Origin of the sequence: Lysinibacillus sp. FW12 (assembly GCF_050817245.1) — a bacterium.
GTDB classification, from domain to species: domain Bacteria; phylum Bacillota; class Bacilli; order Bacillales_A; family Planococcaceae; genus Lysinibacillus; species Lysinibacillus irui.
This window is the reverse complement of sequence record NZ_CP139094.1, coordinates 710,389-732,214: the sequence shown is the minus strand read 5'-3', so window position 1 is coordinate 732,214 and position 21,826 is coordinate 710,389. Positions and strand designations below refer to the sequence as shown.

Here is a 21,826-nt window from a genome sequence, read left to right as displayed (position 1 = left end):
TGTGATAATTTTATTGTACACAATTTCGTCACAAAATGTCAACAAAATTTAAAGAAAAAAATGGTACTTTTTGATTTCTATTGACAAGGCATTTATGCTTTATTCTCTATACTTATATGTTAAGCCTCTTAAAAAATTCCGAACGAATGAATCGCCACATTCTTTATAATTGCGATGGCTTGGATTTCTTAATAAAGCGCCTAATTCACCTTTTGTAACTTTGATTCCACCATCATATAAAATTTCGAGCATATCCTCTGTTGTTAACGCTAAGGCAATTTTTACTTTCTTTAAAAGCATATTATTTGGACTTTCTTTGCCTGTCACAGGTAGCGGTCCTTCAGGCTGACCATCCTTTGATTTTTGTGGTCCACGTTTAAAAGTAATTAATCCATTTAAAAATGCTTCAAGCATTTTATTATTACATTTGATGTATTCTTCTGGCGCTTCTTCCTCATCATTAATCTTAATGAGCATATTTAAGACTTCTTCTTTCGAATAGTCGAGTCCGCCTAATTTAAAAATTTCCACCATATCAACATTTTTTATATCTAGTGCATAGCGTAAGCGAATTAAAATATCATTATTCGTCATTATATTGTCCTCCTTTTACTCCTACTATAGAAATGAGCCAGGCTTTATTATAACAGAGAGTTTGCTGATTATTGCTAGCTTTCCACAAGTTGTTGTTGTTAGCAATTAGCGTGTGCGTTTCCTTCTTTTAAAATGTATGAAAAATACGTTAGCAACCATTCTAATCTCAAGGAGGTGAGAAAAATGGCTAACAATAACCGCAGTTCAAATAAACTTCTAGTACCTGGTGTACATGAAGCTGTCAATCAAATGAAATACGAAATTGCACAAGAGTTTGGCGTTCAGCTAGGGCCAGAAGCATCTTCTCGCGCAAATGGTTCCGTAGGAGGAGAAATTACAAAACGCCTTGTAGAAATCGCTGAGAAACGTTCAAAAGGTTTACTATAATTAATTAAAAACTAATAAGAAAAGAACGAATCCCATTTGAAGAAGTGGAATTCGTTCTTTCGTGATTTTAAAAATTATGCTGTTTGCATTTCCTTGCTGGAGCTTTTAAGCGTGAGCATAACGATAAAGGAAATACAATATAGTGCTGCTAAGTAAATCATTACAACTGTCATATCATAGCTTTGTAAAATATAGCCGACAAAGATTGGTGAAAATCCACCAATAGCTCGACCAAAGTTAAATATCGTGTTTGTTGCTGTACTGCGAATTTGTACTGGATAGAAGCTGCTAATTAATGCACCATACCCTGCAAACATTCCGTTAGAGAAGAATCCTACAACCGCACCACCAATTAATATAGCTGCTGCACCAGTGGCAAAGGAATAAAGGAACACTGCACAAGCAGATGCTAATAAAAAGATACCAAACGATCGCTTCGCACCAAAGCGATCCATAAATCTACCAAATGTCAGCATCCCAATTATCATCCCGACGGCAGTACTAATTGTCCACAATGCTGAGCTTGAGACAGATAAACCTTGCGATTTCTGTAGCATCGATGGTAACCAAATCATCAGACCATTATAGCCTGCGATTTGAACAGTAGCCATTAAAATTAGAGAAAGAGTCGTTAGTGTAATGCGTGGAGAAGCAAATAACTGAGCTAGTTTTCCCTTCTCTTGCTTGTTATTATCTTTTTTCTGCGATGCTAACCATTCTGGTGATTCCTCCAGATTTTTACGAACAATAAAGGCGAAGATCACTGGTAATAACCCAACGAAGAATAATGCTCTCCATCCTAAAGTTGGTAAAATGATGGCACTTAATAATGCTGCTAATATAACCCCATATTGTGCTCCTACACTTACATACGAAGAAGCTCTACCTTGTTTATTTTTTGGCCAAGCTTCCGCTACAAGCGCCATACCAATACCATATTCCCCACCGGCACCTAGACCGGCGATAAATCTATAGACATAAACTTGTTCAATGCTTGTTGCTACTCCTGTTAAGGCTGTGCCGATAGCAAATAATATGACCGTATATGTAAATACTTTTACGCGGCCATATTTATCTGCTAGCACACCGAAAATAATTCCACCGAGTAGCATCCCAATATTCGTAATAGATGAAATCAATCCACCTGTTGCAAGATCAATATTAAATTCTGCAATAATCATTGTCATGGCAAAAGAAATAAACATAATGTCCATTCCTTCTAAAGTCAACCCAGCCACTGAAGCGACAACGGTTTTTTTCCGATAATCCATTCTTTCTAACCTCCAAGTTTTCTAGTTGTCTATCTCTTTTAGTGTTCGAGTGAATGGATTAAAGATGTCTTGTCCATTCTCTTTTGAAGCCTCACGGGACTTCCTTTAAAAGAGGGATGTGAACAAAAATAAAGCCCTTCTGTCACAGAGGACAAAAGGGCATGCCAAAGCAAAGATATTAGCTTAAAAATATCATGTAGCCCTTTTCAGCCTCTCTGGACCGTATTAAAGGTAATTTATATCGTTCATTTATACCGTTCTACATTCTATAAGATTACGAATGAAAAAGCAATGGTTGAATAGTGGAAATTAACTCGGTAACTCTATAAAGTTTTGAGCAAACTGATAAATTAAATGTGCAGGCACAGCCAAGTTAAGATTCTGGCCATCATCAAAGCCAGCTGTAATCAAACCGACTAACCTCCCATGCATATCCAATAAAGCACCACCAGAACTGCCATTTGAAATTGCAGCCGTAAATTGAATCATAGACATATTTCGTAGATCCCTAAAACCCGAAACAATTCCATCAGAAACTGAATTAAATAATCCTAAAGGACTGCCAATCGCAACAATCTTCTGCCCACGAACTAATTGACCATCTACTTTAACAGGCAAAGGTTTGCTTTTCCTCTCCACCTTTAAAATAGCTAAATCATGCATATCATGATATTTCACAAATTGGTGGGTAATATACTCATTGGTATCATTTTCATATATTACAGAATAATATTTTCCACCGCACACAACATGTAGGTTCGTTAAAATATAACCATCTTGATGGAGAACAACACCAGACCCAAAACATAAAACCTTGTCATCCTCCCCGAATGTCTTAATCATTACAACAGATGTCGCAAAGGAGGCTAATTGCTCATAGCTACATTCCTCTGTAATAGCAGTGTAATTAGGGGTTGGGACAGGCATTGGTTGTGGCGCGAGTATGCTTTTCTTCGACCGCAATTTAGGGATTATTATTTCTTGTTCATAGCAATCTTGACATTTATGTAAAGTGGATGATGCTGCAATAATGGGATGCAAATTGGCAATATCACCTTTCGGATTCATATAACAAATATCACATCCTAGTGTGGATAAAAAATATAAGAATAATAATTCGTGCTGTGTAATATCCCCTATAAAAACAATTTTCCGCGATGTACAGTTATCCTGAGAAAAAATTTGAGGCAAATAAAAATCCATCCAGTATAAAAATTTTACTGCAAAGTTCTTCAGTAACGTATCATTAGCCTGTGGCTGCTGTTCCTTATAAAGATGGATGATTTGTTTAAAGCTCAGCTTTTTTGACCATTCAAGTTGATCATTCGTTAACGTACCACATAAAGATGTCTCATATAGTATGGGAATAGTATCAACTGCATCCTGCCATTTTCCCCAAAGCTCTGTCAATCTATCTATATCTTTTTTATTATTAATAACCTCAAGCCTATGTAGTCGTAAATAAAATACACTTTCGTTTGTGAAATATTCATCCATTTTTAAAATATCTTCTTTATAAAGATCTACAGAATCAGGTATGCCGATATAACGTAGAAAAATAACTTCCTTCGTAAAGATACTACCGTTAGGATTGATCTGCATAAAGTCCTGAAAAGGATTCGCAGACTTTTTATACTTAATTTTTAACGGTCTAGTTGTCACAATCATCTTCATACAACTCCTATAAGCACGTCATAACAATACATATATACAATTCTCTGACATTCTTTTAAATCCTCCAAAAGAGTCCAATTCTTTAAAGAATTGGTGATTCATATGCAATTGAACAGACTTGTTTAAAACTACATTTCGTGCAGCTTCAATGAAAAAACTTGCATATAAACTCCTCTTTATGATTACAAAAAACGTTGCTAATAATAGCAACGTTTTTTCAAACTCCTTAGACTTTACCGTCCATTATTATTCAATATAATTTGATTCAAAATGATCAAGCAATCCACGTACTTCATCAGTTGATTTCGTGTTCATCAATTGACTTCTTAATTCACTAGCTCCACGGAATCCTTTGACGTAAATTTTGAAGAAGCGATGAAGCCCCGTGATCGAACGTGGTAGTACTTCTGCATAATGATCTTGAAGATCGAGCTGCAGTCTTAAGAGGTCAAGGTATTCTTTACTGCTATGTTCTTGTGGTTCTTTTTCAAAGGCAAACGGATTTTTAAAAATACCTCGTCCAATCATTACACCATCAATACCATATTGTTCTGCAAGCTGAAGCCCAGTTTGACGATCTGGGATATCCCCATTGATGGTTAGTAGCGTATTTGGTGCAATACGATCACGAAGCTTTTTGATTTCCGGAATGAGCTCCCAATGCGCATCTACTAGGCTCATTTCCTTTCTTGTACGTAAATGAATCGAAAGGTTTGCAATATCTTGTTTTAAAATATGTGTGAGCCACTCCTCCCACTCATTCACATCTTTATAGCCAAGTCGTGTTTTCACACTAACAGGTAGTCCACCTGCCTTTGCTGCCTGAATTAATTCTGCCGCAACGTCTGGACGGAGAATTAGTCCACTACCTTTCCCTCTCGATGCTACATTCGGTACAGGGCAGCCCATATTAATATCGATACCTTTAAAACCTAGCTCAGCCATGCCCATACTCATTTGACGGAAATAGTCGGGATTATCCCCCCAAATATGTGCCACCATAGGCTGTTCATCCTCGGTAAAAAGCAAACGGCCACGCACACTTTTCTGTCCTTCAGGATGACAATAGCTGTCGGAATTTGTAAACTCTGTGAAAAAGACATCTGGTCGACCAGCTTTACTTACTACATGACGAAAAACAACGTCCGTCACATCTTCCATTGGTGCAAGTACAAAAAATGGCCGTGGTAAATCACGCCAAAAATTATCTATCATGTTAATTCCAAATCCTCTCACTATGCTCTAAACTTTTTTATTTTACATGTATACCATGAAACATAAGTACATGTTTATGATAAAAATCAACAATGTTTATTGTAACGAAATTCTGCCCTAAATGGTATTTTAAAAAACAAAAAAGCAGATGATATAGATTTTTTCTATATCCACTGCTTTTCAATTATACTAACTCCAACCACGCCACCGCTTCACAATGCGTCGAATGCGGGAACATATCTACTGGCTGAATTTCCTGTGTTTGATAGCCACCATCCTCCAAAATACGAAGGTCGCGTGCTAATGTGGCTGGGTTACAGGATACATAAACTACCCGTTTTGGACGCTGTTCTAAAATTGTTTTTAGAAGTGCTTCATCGCAGCCTTTGCGTGGTGGATCCACAACAAGTACATCCGCTTCTTTACCTTCTTTATACCATCTCGGAATAACTTCCTCTGCAGGGCCAGCCTCAAAATAAGTATTTGTAAAACCATTGAGTACTGCGTTGCGTTTGGCATCTTCAATTGCTTGTGGGACAATTTCAACTCCCATGACTGCTTTTGCTTTTTGTGCAAGGAATAAAGAAATCGTACCAATTCCACAATACGCATCAATGACGCGTTCATCACCCTGCAAGTCAGCATAATCCAATGCTTGTTTGTAGAGGACCTCTGTTTGCTCTGGGTTGACTTGATAGAAGGAGCGAGCTGAAATTTCAAAGCGTACGTCGCCAATTGTATCTATAATGACATCCTTACCCCAAAGGTTGATCGTGTCATCACCAAAAATCACATTGGTTTTCTCACTATTCACATTTTGCATAATTGACGTGATATTCGGAACGAGCTTTTGAATCACTGCAATGGCTGCCTCTTTTTGAGGGAACTTTTTCTTTTTGGTCACGAGGACAACCATGACTTCACCTGTTGCTCGTGCCTTTCGAATGACAACATGACGTAGCATTCCTTCATGTGTATGTTCGTTGTAAGGGCGAATCCCTATCGCGTTTAATTCTTTTTTCAAGCCAGCTAGAATTGCGTCTGCTTCTCCTGTTTGAATTAAGCAACGTTCCATATCAACAATGCTATGTGTTTTTGTTTTATAAAACCCTGCAATCGCTTGACCTGACTCATTTTCAGAGAAAGGAATCTGCGCTTTATTACGATAATGCCAAGGCTCTTTCATTCCTTTTACAGGAAGAACTGGTGCATCAATTTTACCAATGCGCTGCATCACATTACGCACCATATTTTCTTTCCATTTTAGCTGTCCCTCATAGGATAAATGCTGTAATTGACAGCCGCCACATTGTTTGAAATAGGCACAAGGTGCTTCTACTCGGTCTGGTGATGGCTCTATAATTTCTACAACTTTTGCAAAGCCATAATTTTTCAAAGTTTTCATCACATGGATTTCAGCTGTTTCATTTGGTAGTGCGCCTTGTATAAATAATGGATAGCCCTCAACCTTAGCGACACCATTACCATCATGCGTTAAATCTTCTATATAAACAGTAAGTCGTTCATTTTTTTTCACGGGTGCTGACATTCGTACATCCTCCATTTCAATCTCCTTATTGTAGCATGTGTTGGCGAATGAAAAAAGAACAAGACTTGCCGTCATCATTTCTCTTGTAGCTCACTTGAAAAAAGAGCCGCTATTCGCGACTCTTTCCTTGCTCTTTAGTAATATGATAATCCCTTGGTGCCCACCAAAAAGCACACAAGATACCAAGAATGACGACAATAAAAGGCGCATAAAAAATTAAAAAACTTTGCATAATTGATTTCCTCCTATGCGTGATTGTCTTCTTTTCCTGTCACATAGTTTTTATTGAACAAGAATAATTTCATCAATAAATAAAGTGAAGGGAGAAGAAGACACAGCCCTAAAATAAATGCGATGACTAAAGCAATCGCCATTTGTGTGCTTGTGAAGCTATCGTAAATTGTTAAATACGGATACAGTAAATATGGATATTGCGCAATACCATACGCAAAGAAAGCTACTGCAAATTGAGCTATAAGAAGACCAACTGCGAGACCGTATTTTTTACGCATCGCAATGAGTATGACTGTGATGATAAATAAAACAGCTGAAATCGCAAACATCCACCATAAATTAACCATGTGGCTAAAACTTTCTGGATTGATGGATTTCATTTCATACATAATACCAAGTGCACTAATCATTAAAGGAGCTGCCCAAACAAGTGCATATTTTCGCATCAGTTTTGTTGCTTCTTTGTCATTTGCTTTATGGGCATACCAAGTTAAAAATACAGCCGATATATACAATACAGCAGCAATACTTAGTACTACGATGCTCCATGCAAATGGACTTGTATATAAAGTCCAATAGTTTAGCACAGGTTGCCCTTCGACTAGATCAACATAGCCTCCACCCGCAATGGCAAAGACCACAGACAAGGAAGCGGGAATTAATAAACCTGCCACACCATATGTCAGTGTATATCCTATATGTCCTCGTGTTCCATAGGATTCAAAGGCATAGTAGGAGCCTCGAATTGCCAATAGTACAAGTGAAATACTGACTGGTACAAGTAAAATCGTTCCGTAATAAAAAGCAGTTTGCGGGAAAAATCCTACGATTCCTACAAAGAAGAATACTAAAAAGACATTAGTTACTTCCCAGACTGGCGATAAATAACGTTTAATAATATTTGTTAAAATGTGATTTTTACCAATAAGGAGACTATAGGCGTTAAAGAAGCCAGCACCAAAATCAATTGATGCGACAATCACATAGCCAAATAGAAAAATCCATAATACTGAAATACCTAATATCTCTAACGTCATAGAATGTCACCGCCTTTTTCAGAGTGACGATCTTCAATCTCACGTTCGATTGGATTCTTTTTAAACATTCGTACCAATACAACAATACTTCCTACAGCTAATACAGCATAAACACCTGCAAATAATAGCATCATTAAATCCACATGATCACTCGTAGTAGCTCCTTCTGGTGTACGCATCAAACCATAAAGTATCCATGGTTGTCGTCCCACTTCTGCAAGCCACCATCCCGCTTCAATGGCGATGATGGACAGTGGTCCTCCCGCTACAATAATCCATCTATACCATCGTGAATGAATAAACTGCCATCTCCGTGCCTTCCCTACAACATAAAGTAATGAAACTAGCACCATAAACATACCGATGGAAACCATGATATCGAAGAGATAATGAATATAGAGTGGTGGTAGATCCTCTTCCGCAAATTGATCTAAGCCGATTACCTCTGCATTAGGATTAAAATGTGCAAGAATGCTTAAAGCATACGGAATTTTGATTGCATATTTTACTTCTTCTCCATCTAATACACCAAATAGTACAAGAGAAGCTTTACCTTCTGTTTCAAAATGCCATTCTGCTGCGGCAAGTTTTTCCGGTTGATATTCGGCTAAGTATTTTCCTGAAAAATCTCCAATCACCGCTGCTGCTATGGAGAAGATCAAGCCAATTTTCATTAATAAAAGTAAAGATTTCTTATGGTATACATGCTTAGAACCTTTTAGCATTCTAAATCCTGCAATAGCTGCTAGCACAAAGGCCGATGTCATATACGCTGTAACGAGCACATGTGCCACCTTTGTCGGCATGGCTGGATTAAACATTGCAAGAAAAGGTTGTATATTAACAAGTTCACCGTCTACAATATCGAATCCTCTCGGCGCATTCATAAAAGCATTGACGATTGTAATGAATACCGCTGACATTGATGCTCCCACAGCAACAGGGATTAACAATAGCATATGCTTTTTCTGACTATCAAAGCGGTCCCATGTATATAAATATATGCCCAAGAAGATTGCTTCAAAGAAAAATGCAAACGTTTCCATAAATAGTGGTAATGCAATGGTTTGACCAGCTAGCTGCATAAAGTTAGGCCACAATAAAGAAAGTTGTAAGCCAATGGCAGTCCCTGTTACAACACCAACTGCCACAGTAATAACAAAACCACGCGCCCAACGTCTTGCCATTAAGATATAATGCTCATCATTCTTTTTATACCCAGTCCATTGTGCAATCATAATCATTAACGGGACACCCACACCAATCGTTGCATAAATAATATGGAACGATAATGTTAACTCCGTTAAGGCTCGACTCCAAAAGACTGCTGATTCATTAATCATCTCATTGCCCCCCTAACTTCCAAATATTCTTCCAACAATGGAAAGTAGCATAATAATTGCAACACCAAAGCTTAGCCATATAAGCTTCTTTTCTTGTGACTTATACAAAGGCAACACTTCCTTTCCCTTATCCATACCCCCATTTTCCACTATTACAACGAAAAAAACCTTAATAACGGCCTGAAATTTCAGCCTATTATTAAGGTTTCAAATTTTGTTCAAGTAATATACGCACATTCGCCAAACATTTTTCTAAATTCATTCACAATTCCAGTTCTAAATGATAAAACCGGGATTTCATTGGATTTTATTCTAGGTAGGGAAAATGGATAGAATGGATTTTCAGGAATTTTCTTGCTTCGTAAGTTTCTTTTGATTGTATATTGAAGTTAATTGGGGTGAGCTTTCTTTTGGAGCGGGTCCTATACTTTTATGAGCGCTTTTGGTTTCCTTATGAGCGGGTGCCACACCTTTTTGAGCGCTTCCGGCTTCCTTTCGAGCGGGTGCCACACCTTTTTGAGCGCTTTTGCCTTCCTTTCGAGCGGGTGCCACGCCTTTTTGAGCGCTTCCGGCTTCCTTTTGAGCGGGTGCCACACTTTTATGAGCGCTTCCGCCTTCCTTTCGAGCGGGTCCTACACTTTTATGAGCGCTTCTGGCTTCCGTTCGAGCGGGTGCCACACCTTTTTGAGCGCTTCCACCTTCCTTTCGAGCGGGTGCCACACCTTTTTGAGCGCTTCCGGCTTCCTTTTGAGCGGGTGCCACACTTTTATGAGCGCTTCCGACTTACTTTTGAGCGGGTCCTACACTTTTATGAGCGCTTCCAGCTCCAGTTCGAGCGGGTCCTACACTTTTATGAGCGCTTTTGCCTTCCTTTCGAGCGGGTGCCACACCTTTTTGAGCGCTTCCGGCTTCCGTTCGAGCGGGTGCCACACTTTTATGAGCGCTTCCGGCTTCCTTTTGAGCGGGTGGCCACACATTATGAAAAAAGCTCATCCACACTATACTGGATGAGCTTTATAATATTTAAATTCGGTCTTCTTCTCGAATATCAGCAAGAGGAACAAAGATTTCAATATGACGCTTCAGGTTTTCAAATGTAGCAGGTGCGTCACCGCCATATTCGCCATCTAGGTTGAGATGTACCTCATTTTCAGTTGTCACTTTGACGACACTAGCTTTTTTGTAAATGACGCGATCATCATTCAGGTGCTCGCCTCTTAAGGCCATCGCAGCTAGTTGAATAAACTCTGGGAGGCTTACTTTTTTTAGTACTAGCAATGTAAAGTATCCATCATTAATGCTTGCATCAGGTGCTAGTTTTTCAAAGCCTCCAACTGAATTTGTTAATCCACATAGGAACATCATGGCATCACCGTCAAACACTTCGCCATCATATTCGATGCGCATGTGCGAGGCCTTAATTGAAGGGATCATTTCTACTGCCTTTAAATAATAAGCTAACTGACCAAGCATCGTTTTCATTTTACTTGGTACTTCATATGTTAGCTCCGTAATGCGTCCTCCAGCAGCAATATTGATAAAATAGCGTTCACCATTTAATAGACCCACATCAACAGGTAATGTGTCGCCTTGAATAATAATGTCTACTGCCTCATCAATATTTCGAGGAATATGCACGGCACGGGCAAAATCATTTGTAGTGCCCATCGGAATTAGACCAACTTTCGGACGGTTTTCAAATGGACTTACACCTGAAACAACTTCATTTAATGTGCCATCTCCACCAACTGCGATGATGATATCAAAACCGCGTTCTACCGCATTTTTTGCTGCAAGCGTTGCATCACCCTCACATGTTGTTGCGTGACAGGATGTTTCATAGCCTGCTACCTCTAGTTTTTCCAACACCTCTGGTAGATGTTTCTTAAACACTTCGCGTCCAGATGTAGGATTATAAATGATTCTTGCTCGTTTCATAACATACCTTCCTGCTTCATAAGATTCTATTTCATTCAACGAATTATACGTCGAAATGTTGTCATGCTTTTGTTATTTTTGTAAAGCGTTTGTTACCTGCTTTTTAAAATCCTCATAGACATACGTCCAGTATGTTTGATTCGAAATGTTTTCCTCTCGAATTTCTGCATATAAGGCTTTTTGAGCTTCTTCAAAAGCTGGATCTTCCTTATCAGGTAAGCTCGCACGTTTTGTTACTACTAGTTCTTGTAATTCAGGTGCACGTGGTCCCCATTTGCCAATAACCTCACCTGCATCTAATAGCAAGTAAATTGGGATCGCACGACCACCATTTGTTAGATAACGGTCAATAAGTTCTGTATCTGCATCACGGAAAACAGTACGCATCTCTAATCCTGCTGCTTCAGCAACACGACGAATAATTGGATTGTTTAACATTGCATCTCCGCACCAGTCTTCTGTGATTGTTAAAATTTTTGGTTGTTTGTTCTTTAACAATTCGATAAAACCATCATTTGTTGGCACTTCAAAGCCATCATAAATACGAAAGCTCTCTTCCTTCAGTGTAGACATATTGTCCATATATTGTTGTATTGAAATAGCTTCATTGAAATATTGTTGTTCTGTTTTCATTGGCTCGTCCCCCTTATTATTATCTATTCTATATTTTGCTATGAATACTCTTTTTAAACAACTATTAAGTATCGTGAATTTCAAATTTGTTACATTTATTAAAATTAATAGCCGAGGGAGCAAGAAGCTCTCTCGGCTATTATGTTACAACGAGTATTATCGTTTGGCAATTTCTTGTTGTAATAATTTATTAACCATTGGTGGATTGGCTTGGCCTTTTGTTGCTTTCATAATTTGACCAACTAAAAAGCCAATAGCACGATCCTTACCATTTTTGAAGTCTTCGATAGATTGAGCATTGTTATCTAAAACCTCTGTTACGATAGCTAGTAATGCACCCTCATCGGAAATTTGAACTAACCCTTTAGCTTTTACAATTTCCTGTGCAGAACCACCTTTTTCAACTAATTCAGCAAATACCTTTTTACCGATCTTAGAAGAAATTGTACCATCAGAAATTAATTTCACCATCTCAGCAAGGTTTTCTGGTGTTAATGCTGTATCTTTTAAGTCTTTTAATTCTGCATTTAAGTAAGCAGAAACATCACCCATTAACCAGTTGGCAGATAGTTTTGCATCTGCACCATTTGCTACCATTGCCTCGAAGAAGTCTGAGATTTCTTTAGAAATAACAAGCACACCTGCATCATATGGTGTTAAGCCTAATTCTTCAACGTAACGTTTTTTACGTGCATCTGGAAGCTCAGGAATTTCTGATTTTACACGCTCTAACCATTCGTCATCAATAGATAGACGAACTAAGTCTGGCTCTGGGAAGTAGCGGTAATCATCTGTTCCCTCTTTAACACGCATTAAAATTGTTTTACCTGTTTTTTCATCAAAACGACGTGTTTCTTGCTCAATCACGCCACCTGATAATAATACATCTGCTTGGCGTAATTCTTCATGCTCTAAACCACGACGAACATAGTTGAAGGAGTTGAGGTTTTTAAGCTCTGTTTTTGTTCCAAACTCTTCTTGACCATAAGGACGAATAGAAATGTTGGCATCACAACGAAGTGATCCTTCTTCCATCTTACAGTCAGATACTTCTGTATATTGGATAATTGATTTTAATTTTTCAAGGTAAGCATACGCTTCGTTTGGTGTACGAATGTCTGGCTCTGAAACGATTTCTACTAGTGGTGTTCCTTGACGGTTAAAGTCAACTAATGAATGATCACCAGCATGTGAAAGTTTACCAGCATCTTCTTCCATATGAAGACGTGTAATACCAATACGTTTTGTATAGCCGTCTACTTCAATATCAATCCAGCCATTTTTACCGATTGGTTTATCAAATTGTGAGATTTGATAAGCTTTCGGATTATCTGGATAGAAGTAGTTTTTACGGTCAAACTTTGTTTCTTGCTCGATTTCCATGTTTAGTGCAAGAGCGGCACGCATTGCGAAATCTACCACATTTTTATTAAGTACTGGTAGGACACCAGGATAGCCTAAGTCGATTACTGTTGTATTTGTATTTGGTTCAGCACCGAAGTGAGCAGGTGCTGGTGAGAAGATTTTTGAGTTAGTTTTCAACTCAACGTGTACTTCTAAACCAATGACTGTTTCAAAGTTCATGTTATTTTCCCTCCCACATTTGAGGAACTTCTTTATGGAACTCCGTTGCTTGTTCAAAAGCATGAGCTACACGGTAAATAGTTTCTTCATCGAAGTATTTACCGATAATTTGTAAACCTAGTGGTAAGCCATTTTCAAAGCCACATGGAATAGAAATGGCTGGTACGCCTGCTAAGTTCATCGGGATTGTTAAAATATCGTTGGCATACATTGTCATAGGATCATCAACGTTTTCACCAATTTTGAAAGCTGGTGTTGGAGATGTTGGTCCAATGATTACGTCAAAGTCTTCAAATACTTTGTCGTAGTCTGCTTTGATCAGTGTACGTGCTTGTTGTGCTTTTTTATAATAGGCGTCATACGTACCAGCACTTAATGAGTAAGTTCCTAGCATAATACGACGTTTTACTTCATCACCAAATCCTTGTGCACGTGTTTCTTTATAAAGATCCATTAAATTAGTAACGTTTTCTGCACGGAAACCATAACGGATACCATCGAAACGAGATAAATTAGAAGACGCTTCAGATGAAGAAAGGATATAGTACGCTGCAAGTGCATATTTCGAATGAGGAAGAGATACTTCTTCTACTGTAGCACCTAAGCCTTTTAATACTTCTAATGCAGCAAGCACTGATTGACGTGCTGCTTCGCCAACACCCTCACCAAGGAATTCTTTTGGTACAGCGATACGTAAACCTTTTACATCACCAGTAAGAGCTGCTGCATAATTTGGCACCTCTACGTTTGCAGAAGTAGAATCATTTGGATCTAAACCTGCAATCGCTTCAAGTAATAGCGCATTATCTTCAACATTGCGTGTAATTGGTCCAATTTGATCTAGAGATGATGCAAATGCTACTAGACCAAAACGAGATACACGACCATATGTAGGTTTCATTCCTACAACACCACAGTAAGCTGCAGGTTGACGGATTGAACCACCTGTATCAGAACCAAGAGAGAATGGAACTTCCCCTGCTGCTACTGCTGCTGCAGATGCACCTGAAGATCCCCCTGGTACGTGGTTTAAGTTCCATGGATTTTTTGTTGTTTTATAGTATGAGTTTTCGTTAGAAGAACCCATAGCAAACTCGTCCATGTTTAATTTACCGATTGTAATCATTCCAGCTTCGCGTAGCTTATTTACAACAGTTGCATCGTAAATTGGCATAAAGCCTTCTAGAATTTTAGAGGCACAAGTTGTTTCTAATCCTTCTGTTACAATGTTGTCTTTCACACCGATTGGAAGACCAAATAAAGGTCCACGCTTTTCAAATGGTACTTTATCCATTTCAGCAGCTTGTGCAGTTGCTTTTTCTTCGTTTGAAGCAAGGAATGCTTGTACATCGCCATCAAGCTTTGCAATACGTTCGTATGCTTCTTTCGTTAAGTCAGCGATTGATAAGTTACCTGCTTTTATTTCAGCTTGTAACTCCTTTGCTGAACGTTCAAATAACGTCATGAGGAATCCTCCTATGTTTTAGTATTACATGATAGCTGGTACTTTTACTTGACCATCTTCTTGTTCTTTTACGTTTAACATCATTACTTCGCGGTCTAAACCTTTTACTGCTACATCTTCACGCATTACATTCACTAGTGGTAAAACGTGAGTAGTTGGTTCAACATTTGTTGTATCTAGCTCATTTAACTGCTCCGCAAATTCAGTAATTTTTCCAAGTTGCTCAGCAAATTTCTCTGCTTCTTCTTCTGTTATTGCAAGACGTGCTAAATTTGCCACGTGCTTTACTTCTTCTTTTGTTAATTTAGCCATTTTTCACACCTCCGAATACTTGTTCAATTCATTGTTTTTATTGATAACAATAGGGTTGAATAAAGTTAACCATGCCAATAATCATAACATTTTTCATATTAAAAATCACAACTTTCACCAAAAATATAGAAACTTTCACTACTATAGCAAAGTGTTGTCACGATATACCAGTTCCCTCTCCTGCATTTTATCCGTCTACATAAAAATATAGCCAGCACAGAGGCTGACTATATTAATCATAAACATGAACGAAAGGATCCTTGTCATTGGCTTTTTTTATGATCAATGCCTCTGGACCATTTACTGAAGTAACGCTCACTTCAACATGAATATTATCAAATTGATTGATTAAAATACCTGTCAAATATTGCGTAAAGCCTATTATTTCAGCTTTGCCGAAAAATTGGATTGGAATTTCAATCGAAAGATTTTGTATTTGCTTATTACGATAGAAGCCAGTCCCGATCACACTTGTATAGTTAGAGAAATATTTATCAACATCTTGTTTAAAATTCTTGAAATTATTGTTGATATCACGGTATACATCCTGTGAATCATCTGTTGGGAACAGGACGTAATTTTCATCTATTCCTTCCCAATCAGCAATGTTATTCTGTCCAGCTTTTGCTACACCATAGCTAAAATAGGTTCCTGGAATAATCTGATTGCGAGCTTGCTGTTTAAACAAGCCAACAACAATCGGAATATCCTTTAACTCATCACGTGTTCGCAAACGCGAAACAATTTCCGCGGCCATTTTTTTGCCTTGCTCAACAAGAGTAGACTCAGAAATTGGTTTCTCGTAGTATTCACCATATTGTTCCTTTTGATAATAATAAATAGAATTTAACGCAAGACCGATTGATATTCCACCTAATTTAACTTTATTATCCTTTGTCTTCGTTAAGTAATTTTGCTCGACAATATGGGATAAATAAACAGGAGCCTTTAGTGCTCGCTCTTCAGGTGTCATTGTGTCTGTTGTCGGTGGATTTAATCCATCTTCTGTTTGCGAACTTCGAGCAAGCCAAGAGCTCACTGTACTTTCAGCTAAATATTGACCTTCTTGGAAGTAATAGTTTTCAGTGTCAAACTCATTTTGAGATAGACGCATTAAACCTGTTTCAACTTCCTTCATATCATATTTCGTATAAATATTAGATACAACTAGACCTCTACTTGCACTCTCTTTATAAGGAATAAGTGTCTTATAATAGGATTCATCAATTTGTATGCTTGGGATAATTGTTGTTTCAGCTTTTTCTTTCTGTTGCGTTTCCTGTGTAAGCTCTGTCTCCTCCTTGTTAGAAGGCACACAGCCGACTAGCATTGCAGCAGCTACGATTGCTGGAATGAGTCGAAAAGACTTCATTATTTAGTGCTCCTTTACTAATAATCAATTTTGTCCGACGAAATCACTGGACGCCATGATGTAATCTAGCATTCCACATGCCTTTCATGAGGATATGTCGTCAGTGTTTTTATTAGATGAGGTCAAGTTGTTCAATTAAGTTTTCTTCATTCCAAACTTCAATACCTAATTGCTCAGCCTTTGCCAGCTTAGAGCCTGCGTCCGCACCCGCGATAACAAGGTCTGTTTTTTTGCTGACACTGCCTGTGACAGTACCACCTAACTCTTCTATTTTCGCCTTTGCTTCGTTACGTGTCAATTGCTCAAGTTTACCAGTTAAAACAATTGTTTTCCCTGCAAAAGGACTTTCCCCAATAGCCACTTCTACTTTTTTACCTTTATAGGTCATATTTACGCCTGCCTCTGCAAGACGTCCAATAACCGCGCGTGCGTCTTCATTTGAGAAATATTCCACTAACGAAGACGCCATTTTATCACCAATCTCATAAATTGCCACTAGCTGATCCTCTGTTGCTACCATTACCGCTTCCATTGAACCAAATTCCTCTGATACAATTTTTGCTGCTTTTTCACCAACATGTCGAATTCCAAGACCGATTAATAAACGCTCCATAGAATTCTCCTTCGAAGCTTGGATGGCATTCACTAAATTAGTTGCCGATTTTTCACCCATGCGTTCTAATTCAACAAGTTGCTCAACTGTTAGATGATATAAATCAGAAACATCATGGATTAAATCTGCACGTAATAATTGCTCAACTACTTTATCTCCAAGGCCATCAATGTTCATGGCATTTCGAGAAACAAAATATTTTATGCTTTCCGCAATTTGAGCAAAGCAAGCAGGATTTACACAGCGTAATGCTACTTCACCTTCAATACGAATCAATTCACTATCACAAACAGGGCAATTTTTTGGCATCATAAATGGAACGGAGTCCTCTGGTCGTTGTTCGATTAGCACCCCTACCACCTGTGGGATAATATCACCTGCTTTTCGAATGATGACTGTATCCCCTAAACGAATATCTTTATCTCTAATTAAATCTTCATTGTGTAGGGAAGCACGTTGCACCGTTGTCCCTGCTACTTGTACTGGTGTTAAAATAGCCGTTGGCGTAACTACACCTGTACGTCCCACTGTTAAGTCAATATCAAGCAATGTTGTAACAACTTCTTCTGCGGGAAATTTGTATGCAATCGCCCAACGTGGACTCTTTGCTGTATAACCTAGCTCATCTTGCTGAGCATAACGGTCCACTTTAATAACAATGCCGTCAATCTCGTAAGCTAATTTTGGACGGTTTTCTGTCCAATGTTCTATAAAGGACATTACTTCTTCAATAGAAGAGCATCGTTGGCGCTCTTTATTTGAAGGGAAGCCTAGGCCTTCCAAATAATCAAGCATCTCCGCATGACCATCGATACCATATACTTCTCCGTCTCCGCCAATGGCATAGATAAAAGTTGATAGTTGGCGACTTGCCGCAATTTTAGGGTCTAACTGGCGTAATGAGCCAGCTGCAGCATTACGAGGATTGGCAAACAATTCCTCACCATTGTCTGCACGTTGGGCATTTAATTTTTCAAAAGACTTTTTAGGCATATATGCCTCACCACGAACTTCAATCGTAACTGGTTCCTTTAAACGAAGGGGAATCGCACGGATTGTCTTTAAATTGGCTGTAATATCTTCCCCAACTACACCATCTCCTCGTGTAGCACCTTGTATAAACACACCATTTTCGTACTTAAGTGAAATAGCTAGACCATCTATTTTCAACTCACATACATAAGAAAAATGGTCCCCAATCGCCTGACGAACTTTACGATCGAATTCTCGTAAATCTGCTTCGTTAAAAGCATTGGAAAGACTAAGCATTGGATAATCATGTGTTACTTTTTTAAAGCCCTCTACCACCGCTCCACCAACACGCTGCGTAGGAGAATCTGGGTAAATAAGTGACGGATTTGCTTCTTCTAATGCAATCAGCTCATGTAATAATTGATCGTAGACACTATCAGCTACGACAGGTTTATCTAACACATAATAGGCATGACCATATTCGTGCAATAATTTATTTAACTCTGCAATTCGCTGTTCGATTTCGTTCATTTACGTTCCTCCGCTATGCTTTTTCAATTGGGGCAAATTGCGCCAGTAATCGCTTAATACCAATTGGTTGTGGAAAAGCGATATCAAGTTCTGTACTATCACCTTCACCTTTTACACTAACAACCATACCCGTTCCCCATTTTTTATGAATAGCCTTATCTCCAGCCTTCCAGCCAAATTGATCTCCGCCAGTTGCTTGTAAACGTGCGGTAGCAGGCTGCGTTTGCTGAATTGCTCCTAGTGTACGTTTTTGATGATAGCCACCTGTTGTACGATTGCCAGTAGCAAACGGCATAGTTGATTTAGTACCTGCCTTCGAAATAGATTCAGTAATGTCTTCTGAAATTTCACCTAAAAATCTTGAAGCATTATTAAAGCTTGAACGGCCAAAAATTGTTCGGCTCTGAGCACATGTTAAATAAAGGCGCTCCTCTGCACGTGTCACCCCAACATACATAAGTCGACGCTCTTCCTCCATTTCATCCTGATCATCTAGAGAGCGGGAATGAGGGAAGATGTTTTCCTCCATGCCAATGATAAAGACAATCGGGAACTCTAAACCTTTAGCAGCGTGCATAGTCATTAAAATAATATTGCCCTTAGAGGCATCCTCTTTATCGAGCGCATCAATATCAGCAATTAGGGCTAAGTCCGTTAAAAATGCTACTAAGCTTTTATCATCACTACGCTCTTCAAAAGCCTTCGTAACAGATAAGAACTCTTCAATATTTTCTAAACGGCTTTCTGCTTCAATCGTTTTTTCATTTTGTAGCATTGCACGATAGCCAGATTTATCAATGACTTGCTCTACAATTTCCGTGACAGACAAATATTCCTGCATGTCTGTAAAGCCTTTAATCATTGCATAAAATTGCTCTGCTGAGTTTGCTGCCTTCCCTGATAGACCCATAAATACAAGATCATTCATTGCATCAAAAATCGAACGATCCTGGTCAATCGCATAGCGTGCCATCTTCTCAAATGATGTAGCGCCAATACTACGCTTTGGTTCATTAATAATACGAGCTAATGATAAATCATCGTCATTATTGGCAATAAGACGCAAATAAGCTAGTAAATCTTTAATCTCTTTTCGATCATAGAACTTTGTCCCGCCAACAATTTGATAGGCCATATTAGACTTAACAAGTACTTCCTCCATTACACGGGATTGAGCATTTGTACGATAAAGAATAGCAAAATCATCAAATGAACGATTTTCTTTTTCAATTAACTGTTGAATGGTTTGTACAACAAATTGCGCTTCTTCCTGCTCGTTATAAGCTTTATATAAGGCAATTTTTTCACCTTCTGCGTTTTCAGTGCGCAGTTCTTTTGGGTAACGTGTTGTATTATTTTGAATGACGTCATTCGCTGCCTGTAGGATGCGTTTAGTTGAACGATAATTTTGCTCAAGCATAATCACTTTGGCATCAGGATAATCCTTTTCAAAAGAAAGAATATTGCCAATATCTGCACCACGCCAACGATAAATAGACTGATCAGAATCCCCTACAACACAAATATTTTTAAACTTTTTAGCAAGTAATTGAACAAGTAAATATTGTGATTTATTCGTATCTTGATATTCATCAACATGAATGTATTGGAATTTATTTTGATAGTATTCAAGTACTTCAGGTACACGATTAAACAACGTAATTGTCGTCATAATTAAATCATCAAAATCAAGAGATTGATTGCGTCGTAATCTTTTTTCATAGCCTTTATAAACACGTGCAACAGTTTGTTCATATGGATTTTTTTCGTTCATTTGACCAGCATAATCCTCTGCTGTTATACACTCGTTCTTCGCTGCACTAATGGCATTTAAAATGGCACGTGGCTCATAGCGCTTAGGATCAATATTCTCATCCTTCATCACATTTTTAATCACTGATAATTGATCGGTAGAATCTAAAATGGAGAAATTACGAGATATACCTAGCTGATCGATATTACGACGTAAAATTCTTACACACATTGAGTGGAACGTAGAGACCCACATACTATCGCCTGTGCCATTACCAAGAATGTTATCTATACGCTCGCGCATTTCACGTGCCGCTTTATTCGTAAACGTAATGGCTAATATTTTTGAAGGATATACTTCCTTTTCGATGACTAAGTAAGCAATACGATGTGTTAAAACTCGTGTTTTTCCTGACCCAGCACCCGCCATAATCAGCAATGGTCCCTCAGTTGTTTTGACCGCTCTTTCCTGTTCAGGATTCATGCCTGCTAGTAAATTTTTTGTTAACTGTTCCATTTCGCACCGCCTTACAAACATTTGTTCTAAAATTATAACGTATTTTTCACAGCCTTAACAGTCGAAAGTGCAGCTTTTATATCTTCATAAATAATATTTCCAACTACTACTGTATCTGCAAACTGTGCCATTTCCTCTGCCTGCTTTGCAGATGTAATTCCTCCACCATAAAAGAGCTTCGTATGCTTTAGCTCATTTTTTACTGTGCTAACTACTTCTAGATTCCCATAAACTCCACTGTATTCTAAATAAAACACTGGAAGCTTAAAGAAATTTTCTGCCATCCGTGCATAAGCTACGACATCATCAATGGTTAAATCAGTTTTTGCGCCTGTTACTTCTGCTACTTTACAATCTGGATTTAAAATGCAATATCCCTCGGCAACTAATTCATCCCACACCATAATATCTCCGTATTCTTTAATGGCTTCATGATGTAAATTTTTAATCCATTTTGGGTCATCACTATTTAATACAGTTGGGATAAAATAATAGTCATAGCCTGGTGTAACGGCATCAATGGTAGAAATCTCAAGTGCTATAGGGACTTCAAAGCGTCGCACACGGACAAGTAAATCTAATACCCCATCTAATGTCACGTTGTCTGTTCCGCCAACCAAAATAACGTCTGTCCCAGATTCACAAATTTTTTCTAAGTCTTCATCTGAAATGTCCTTTGCTGGATCAAGCTTGAACACATGTCTCCATTCTAAATAATCCATTTATTTTACCACCTATCATTTTCTATCTATTCGTTTACAAGTATAGCTTATGATGAACGACAAAAAAATGAAAAAGACTGAGTAGAACTTCTACCCAGTCTCTTTTTCCTA

19 protein-coding genes are annotated in these 21,826 nt (G+C 38.3%); 2 read left to right on the top strand and 17 right to left on the bottom strand.

Annotated elements, in window-relative coordinates; all coding sequences use genetic code 11:
- Positions 1–99 precede the first annotated feature (99 nt).
- Positions 100–594: a DUF1456 family protein gene (locus SJW71_RS03735; protein ID WP_274794571.1), complete on the bottom strand. Its 495-nt coding sequence runs from the start codon at positions 592–594 to the stop codon at positions 100–102.
- Between the two features lie 183 nt (positions 595–777).
- Here SJW71_RS03735 and SJW71_RS03730 point away from each other — a divergent pair, with 183 nt between their 5' ends.
- Entirely contained in the window at positions 778–981 is a 204-nt protein-coding gene (locus SJW71_RS03730) for an alpha/beta-type small acid-soluble spore protein (protein WP_004225662.1), read from the top strand.
- A gap of 74 nt (positions 982–1,055) precedes the next feature.
- Here the strand turns inward: SJW71_RS03730 and SJW71_RS03725 are convergent, their stop codons facing one another.
- The 7 genes from SJW71_RS03725 to SJW71_RS03695 all read right to left on the bottom strand — a co-directional run bounded on the left by SJW71_RS03725 (position 1,056) and on the right by SJW71_RS03695 (position 9,304).
- Positions 1,056–2,252: an MFS transporter gene (locus SJW71_RS03725; protein ID WP_274794572.1), complete on the bottom strand. Its 1,197-nt coding sequence runs from the start codon at positions 2,250–2,252 to the stop codon at positions 1,056–1,058.
- A gap of 309 nt (positions 2,253–2,561) precedes the next feature.
- On the bottom strand, positions 2,562–3,920 hold the full coding sequence (locus SJW71_RS03720; RefSeq protein ID WP_429978498.1) for a trypsin-like peptidase domain-containing protein: 1,359 nt from the start codon (positions 3,918–3,920) through the stop codon (positions 2,562–2,564).
- A 252-nt stretch (positions 3,921–4,172) separates the two neighbouring features.
- Positions 4,173–5,141, bottom strand: coding sequence for a tRNA dihydrouridine synthase (locus tag SJW71_RS03715; protein WP_429978497.1), 969 nt, complete (start codon positions 5,139–5,141; stop codon positions 4,173–4,175).
- Positions 5,142–5,325: 184 nt separating this feature from the next.
- The gene (rlmD, locus tag SJW71_RS03710; RefSeq protein ID WP_429978496.1) at positions 5,326–6,690 is read right to left on the bottom strand and encodes a 23S rRNA (uracil(1939)-C(5))-methyltransferase RlmD; all 1,365 of its coding nucleotides are present in this window, start codon (positions 6,688–6,690) and stop codon (positions 5,326–5,328) included.
- Between the two features lie 109 nt (positions 6,691–6,799).
- Positions 6,800–6,922: a cytochrome bd oxidase small subunit CydS gene (gene cydS, locus SJW71_RS03705; RefSeq protein WP_012292033.1), complete on the bottom strand. Its 123-nt coding sequence runs from the start codon at positions 6,920–6,922 to the stop codon at positions 6,800–6,802.
- 13 nt (positions 6,923–6,935) lie between these two features.
- Positions 6,936–7,961, bottom strand: a complete 1,026-nt coding sequence (locus tag SJW71_RS03700; protein WP_274794575.1) for a cytochrome d ubiquinol oxidase subunit II — start codon at positions 7,959–7,961, stop codon at positions 6,936–6,938.
- Positions 7,958–9,304 carry a cytochrome ubiquinol oxidase subunit I gene (locus tag SJW71_RS03695; protein WP_312507239.1) on the bottom strand — a complete coding sequence of 449 codons (1,347 nt, stop codon included), beginning with the start codon at positions 9,302–9,304 and terminating at the stop codon, positions 7,958–7,960. The genes SJW71_RS03700 and SJW71_RS03695 overlap by 4 nt, the downstream gene beginning before the upstream one ends.
- Positions 9,305–9,714: 410 nt before the next feature.
- On the opposite strand from SJW71_RS03695, the gene SJW71_RS03690 reads away from it, so the two are divergent.
- Entirely contained in the window at positions 9,715–10,404 is a 690-nt protein-coding gene (locus SJW71_RS03690) for a hypothetical protein (RefSeq protein WP_431811758.1), read from the top strand.
- Here the strand turns inward: SJW71_RS03690 and SJW71_RS03685 are convergent.
- The 9 genes from SJW71_RS03685 to SJW71_RS03645 all read right to left on the bottom strand — a co-directional run bounded on the left by SJW71_RS03685 (position 10,328) and on the right by SJW71_RS03645 (position 21,715).
- Entirely contained in the window at positions 10,328–11,242 is a 915-nt protein-coding gene (locus tag SJW71_RS03685; protein WP_274794577.1) for a diacylglycerol kinase, read from the bottom strand. The two genes, SJW71_RS03690 and SJW71_RS03685, sit on opposite strands and share 77 nt — an antisense overlap.
- Before the next feature lie 72 nt (positions 11,243–11,314).
- Positions 11,315–11,875 carry a thioredoxin family protein gene (locus SJW71_RS03680; protein ID WP_431811757.1) on the bottom strand — a complete coding sequence of 187 codons (561 nt, stop codon included), beginning with the start codon at positions 11,873–11,875 and terminating at the stop codon, positions 11,315–11,317.
- 156 nt (positions 11,876–12,031) lie between these two features.
- The gene (gatB, locus tag SJW71_RS03675; protein WP_274794579.1) at positions 12,032–13,459 is read right to left on the bottom strand and encodes an Asp-tRNA(Asn)/Glu-tRNA(Gln) amidotransferase subunit GatB; all 1,428 of its coding nucleotides are present in this window, start codon (positions 13,457–13,459) and stop codon (positions 12,032–12,034) included.
- Between the two features lies 1 nt (position 13,460).
- The gene (gene gatA / locus SJW71_RS03670) at positions 13,461–14,924 is read right to left on the bottom strand and encodes an Asp-tRNA(Asn)/Glu-tRNA(Gln) amidotransferase subunit GatA (RefSeq protein ID WP_431811756.1); all 1,464 of its coding nucleotides are present in this window, start codon (positions 14,922–14,924) and stop codon (positions 13,461–13,463) included.
- 24 nt (positions 14,925–14,948) lie between these two features.
- Positions 14,949–15,236, bottom strand: coding sequence for an Asp-tRNA(Asn)/Glu-tRNA(Gln) amidotransferase subunit GatC (gene gatC / locus SJW71_RS03665; protein WP_274794581.1), 288 nt, complete (start codon positions 15,234–15,236; stop codon positions 14,949–14,951).
- A gap of 232 nt (positions 15,237–15,468) precedes the next feature.
- A complete protein-coding gene (locus tag SJW71_RS03660) occupies positions 15,469–16,608 on the bottom strand; it encodes a CamS family sex pheromone protein (protein WP_274794582.1) in 1,140 nt (379 codons plus the stop codon).
- Positions 16,609–16,720: 112 nt separating this feature from the next.
- The gene (ligA, locus tag SJW71_RS03655; protein WP_407135735.1) at positions 16,721–18,724 is read right to left on the bottom strand and encodes an NAD-dependent DNA ligase LigA; all 2,004 of its coding nucleotides are present in this window, start codon (positions 18,722–18,724) and stop codon (positions 16,721–16,723) included.
- Positions 18,725–18,737: 13 nt separating this feature from the next.
- Positions 18,738–20,993 carry a DNA helicase PcrA gene (gene pcrA / locus SJW71_RS03650; RefSeq protein ID WP_274794584.1) on the bottom strand — a complete coding sequence of 752 codons (2,256 nt, stop codon included), beginning with the start codon at positions 20,991–20,993 and terminating at the stop codon, positions 18,738–18,740.
- A gap of 32 nt (positions 20,994–21,025) precedes the next feature.
- Positions 21,026–21,715 carry a heptaprenylglyceryl phosphate synthase gene (locus tag SJW71_RS03645; protein ID WP_312507241.1) on the bottom strand — a complete coding sequence of 230 codons (690 nt, stop codon included), beginning with the start codon at positions 21,713–21,715 and terminating at the stop codon, positions 21,026–21,028.
- Positions 21,716–21,826 lie beyond the last annotated feature (111 nt).

Coding starts and splice junctions, on each gene's coding strand:
- SJW71_RS03735 (WP_274794571.1), bottom strand. CDS start 594: ATGACGAATAATGATATTTTAATTCGCTTACGCTATGCACTAGATATA.
- SJW71_RS03730 (WP_004225662.1), top strand. CDS start 778: ATGGCTAACAATAACCGCAGTTCAAATAAACTTCTAGTACCTGGTGTA.
- SJW71_RS03725 (WP_274794572.1), bottom strand. CDS start 2,252: ATGGATTATCGGAAAAAAACCGTTGTCGCTTCAGTGGCTGGGTTGACT.
- SJW71_RS03720 (WP_429978498.1), bottom strand. CDS start 3,920: ATGATTGTGACAACTAGACCGTTAAAAATTAAGTATAAAAAGTCTGCG.
- SJW71_RS03715 (WP_429978497.1), bottom strand. CDS start 5,141: ATGATAGATAATTTTTGGCGTGATTTACCACGGCCATTTTTTGTACTT.
- rlmD (WP_429978496.1), bottom strand. CDS start 6,690: ATGTCAGCACCCGTGAAAAAAAATGAACGACTTACTGTTTATATAGAA.
- cydS (WP_012292033.1), bottom strand. CDS start 6,922: ATGCAAAGTTTTTTAATTTTTTATGCGCCTTTTATTGTCGTCATTCTT.
- SJW71_RS03700 (WP_274794575.1), bottom strand. CDS start 7,961: ATGACGTTAGAGATATTAGGTATTTCAGTATTATGGATTTTTCTATTT.
- SJW71_RS03695 (WP_312507239.1), bottom strand. CDS start 9,304: ATGATTAATGAATCAGCAGTCTTTTGGAGTCGAGCCTTAACGGAGTTA.
- SJW71_RS03685 (WP_274794577.1), bottom strand. CDS start 11,242: ATGAAACGAGCAAGAATCATTTATAATCCTACATCTGGACGCGAAGTG.
- SJW71_RS03680 (WP_431811757.1), bottom strand. CDS start 11,875: ATGAAAACAGAACAACAATATTTCAATGAAGCTATTTCAATACAACAA.
- gatB (WP_274794579.1), bottom strand. CDS start 13,459: ATGAACTTTGAAACAGTCATTGGTTTAGAAGTACACGTTGAGTTGAAA.
- gatA (WP_431811756.1), bottom strand. CDS start 14,924: ATGACGTTATTTGAACGTTCAGCAAAGGAGTTACAAGCTGAAATAAAA.
- gatC (WP_274794581.1), bottom strand. CDS start 15,236: ATGGCTAAATTAACAAAAGAAGAAGTAAAGCACGTGGCAAATTTAGCA.
- SJW71_RS03660 (WP_274794582.1), bottom strand. CDS start 16,608: ATGAAGTCTTTTCGACTCATTCCAGCAATCGTAGCTGCTGCAATGCTA.
- ligA (WP_407135735.1), bottom strand. CDS start 18,724: ATGAACGAAATCGAACAGCGAATTGCAGAGTTAAATAAATTATTGCAC.
- pcrA (WP_274794584.1), bottom strand. CDS start 20,993: ATGGAACAGTTAACAAAAAATTTACTAGCAGGCATGAATCCTGAACAG.
- SJW71_RS03645 (WP_312507241.1), bottom strand. CDS start 21,715: ATGGATTATTTAGAATGGAGACATGTGTTCAAGCTTGATCCAGCAAAG.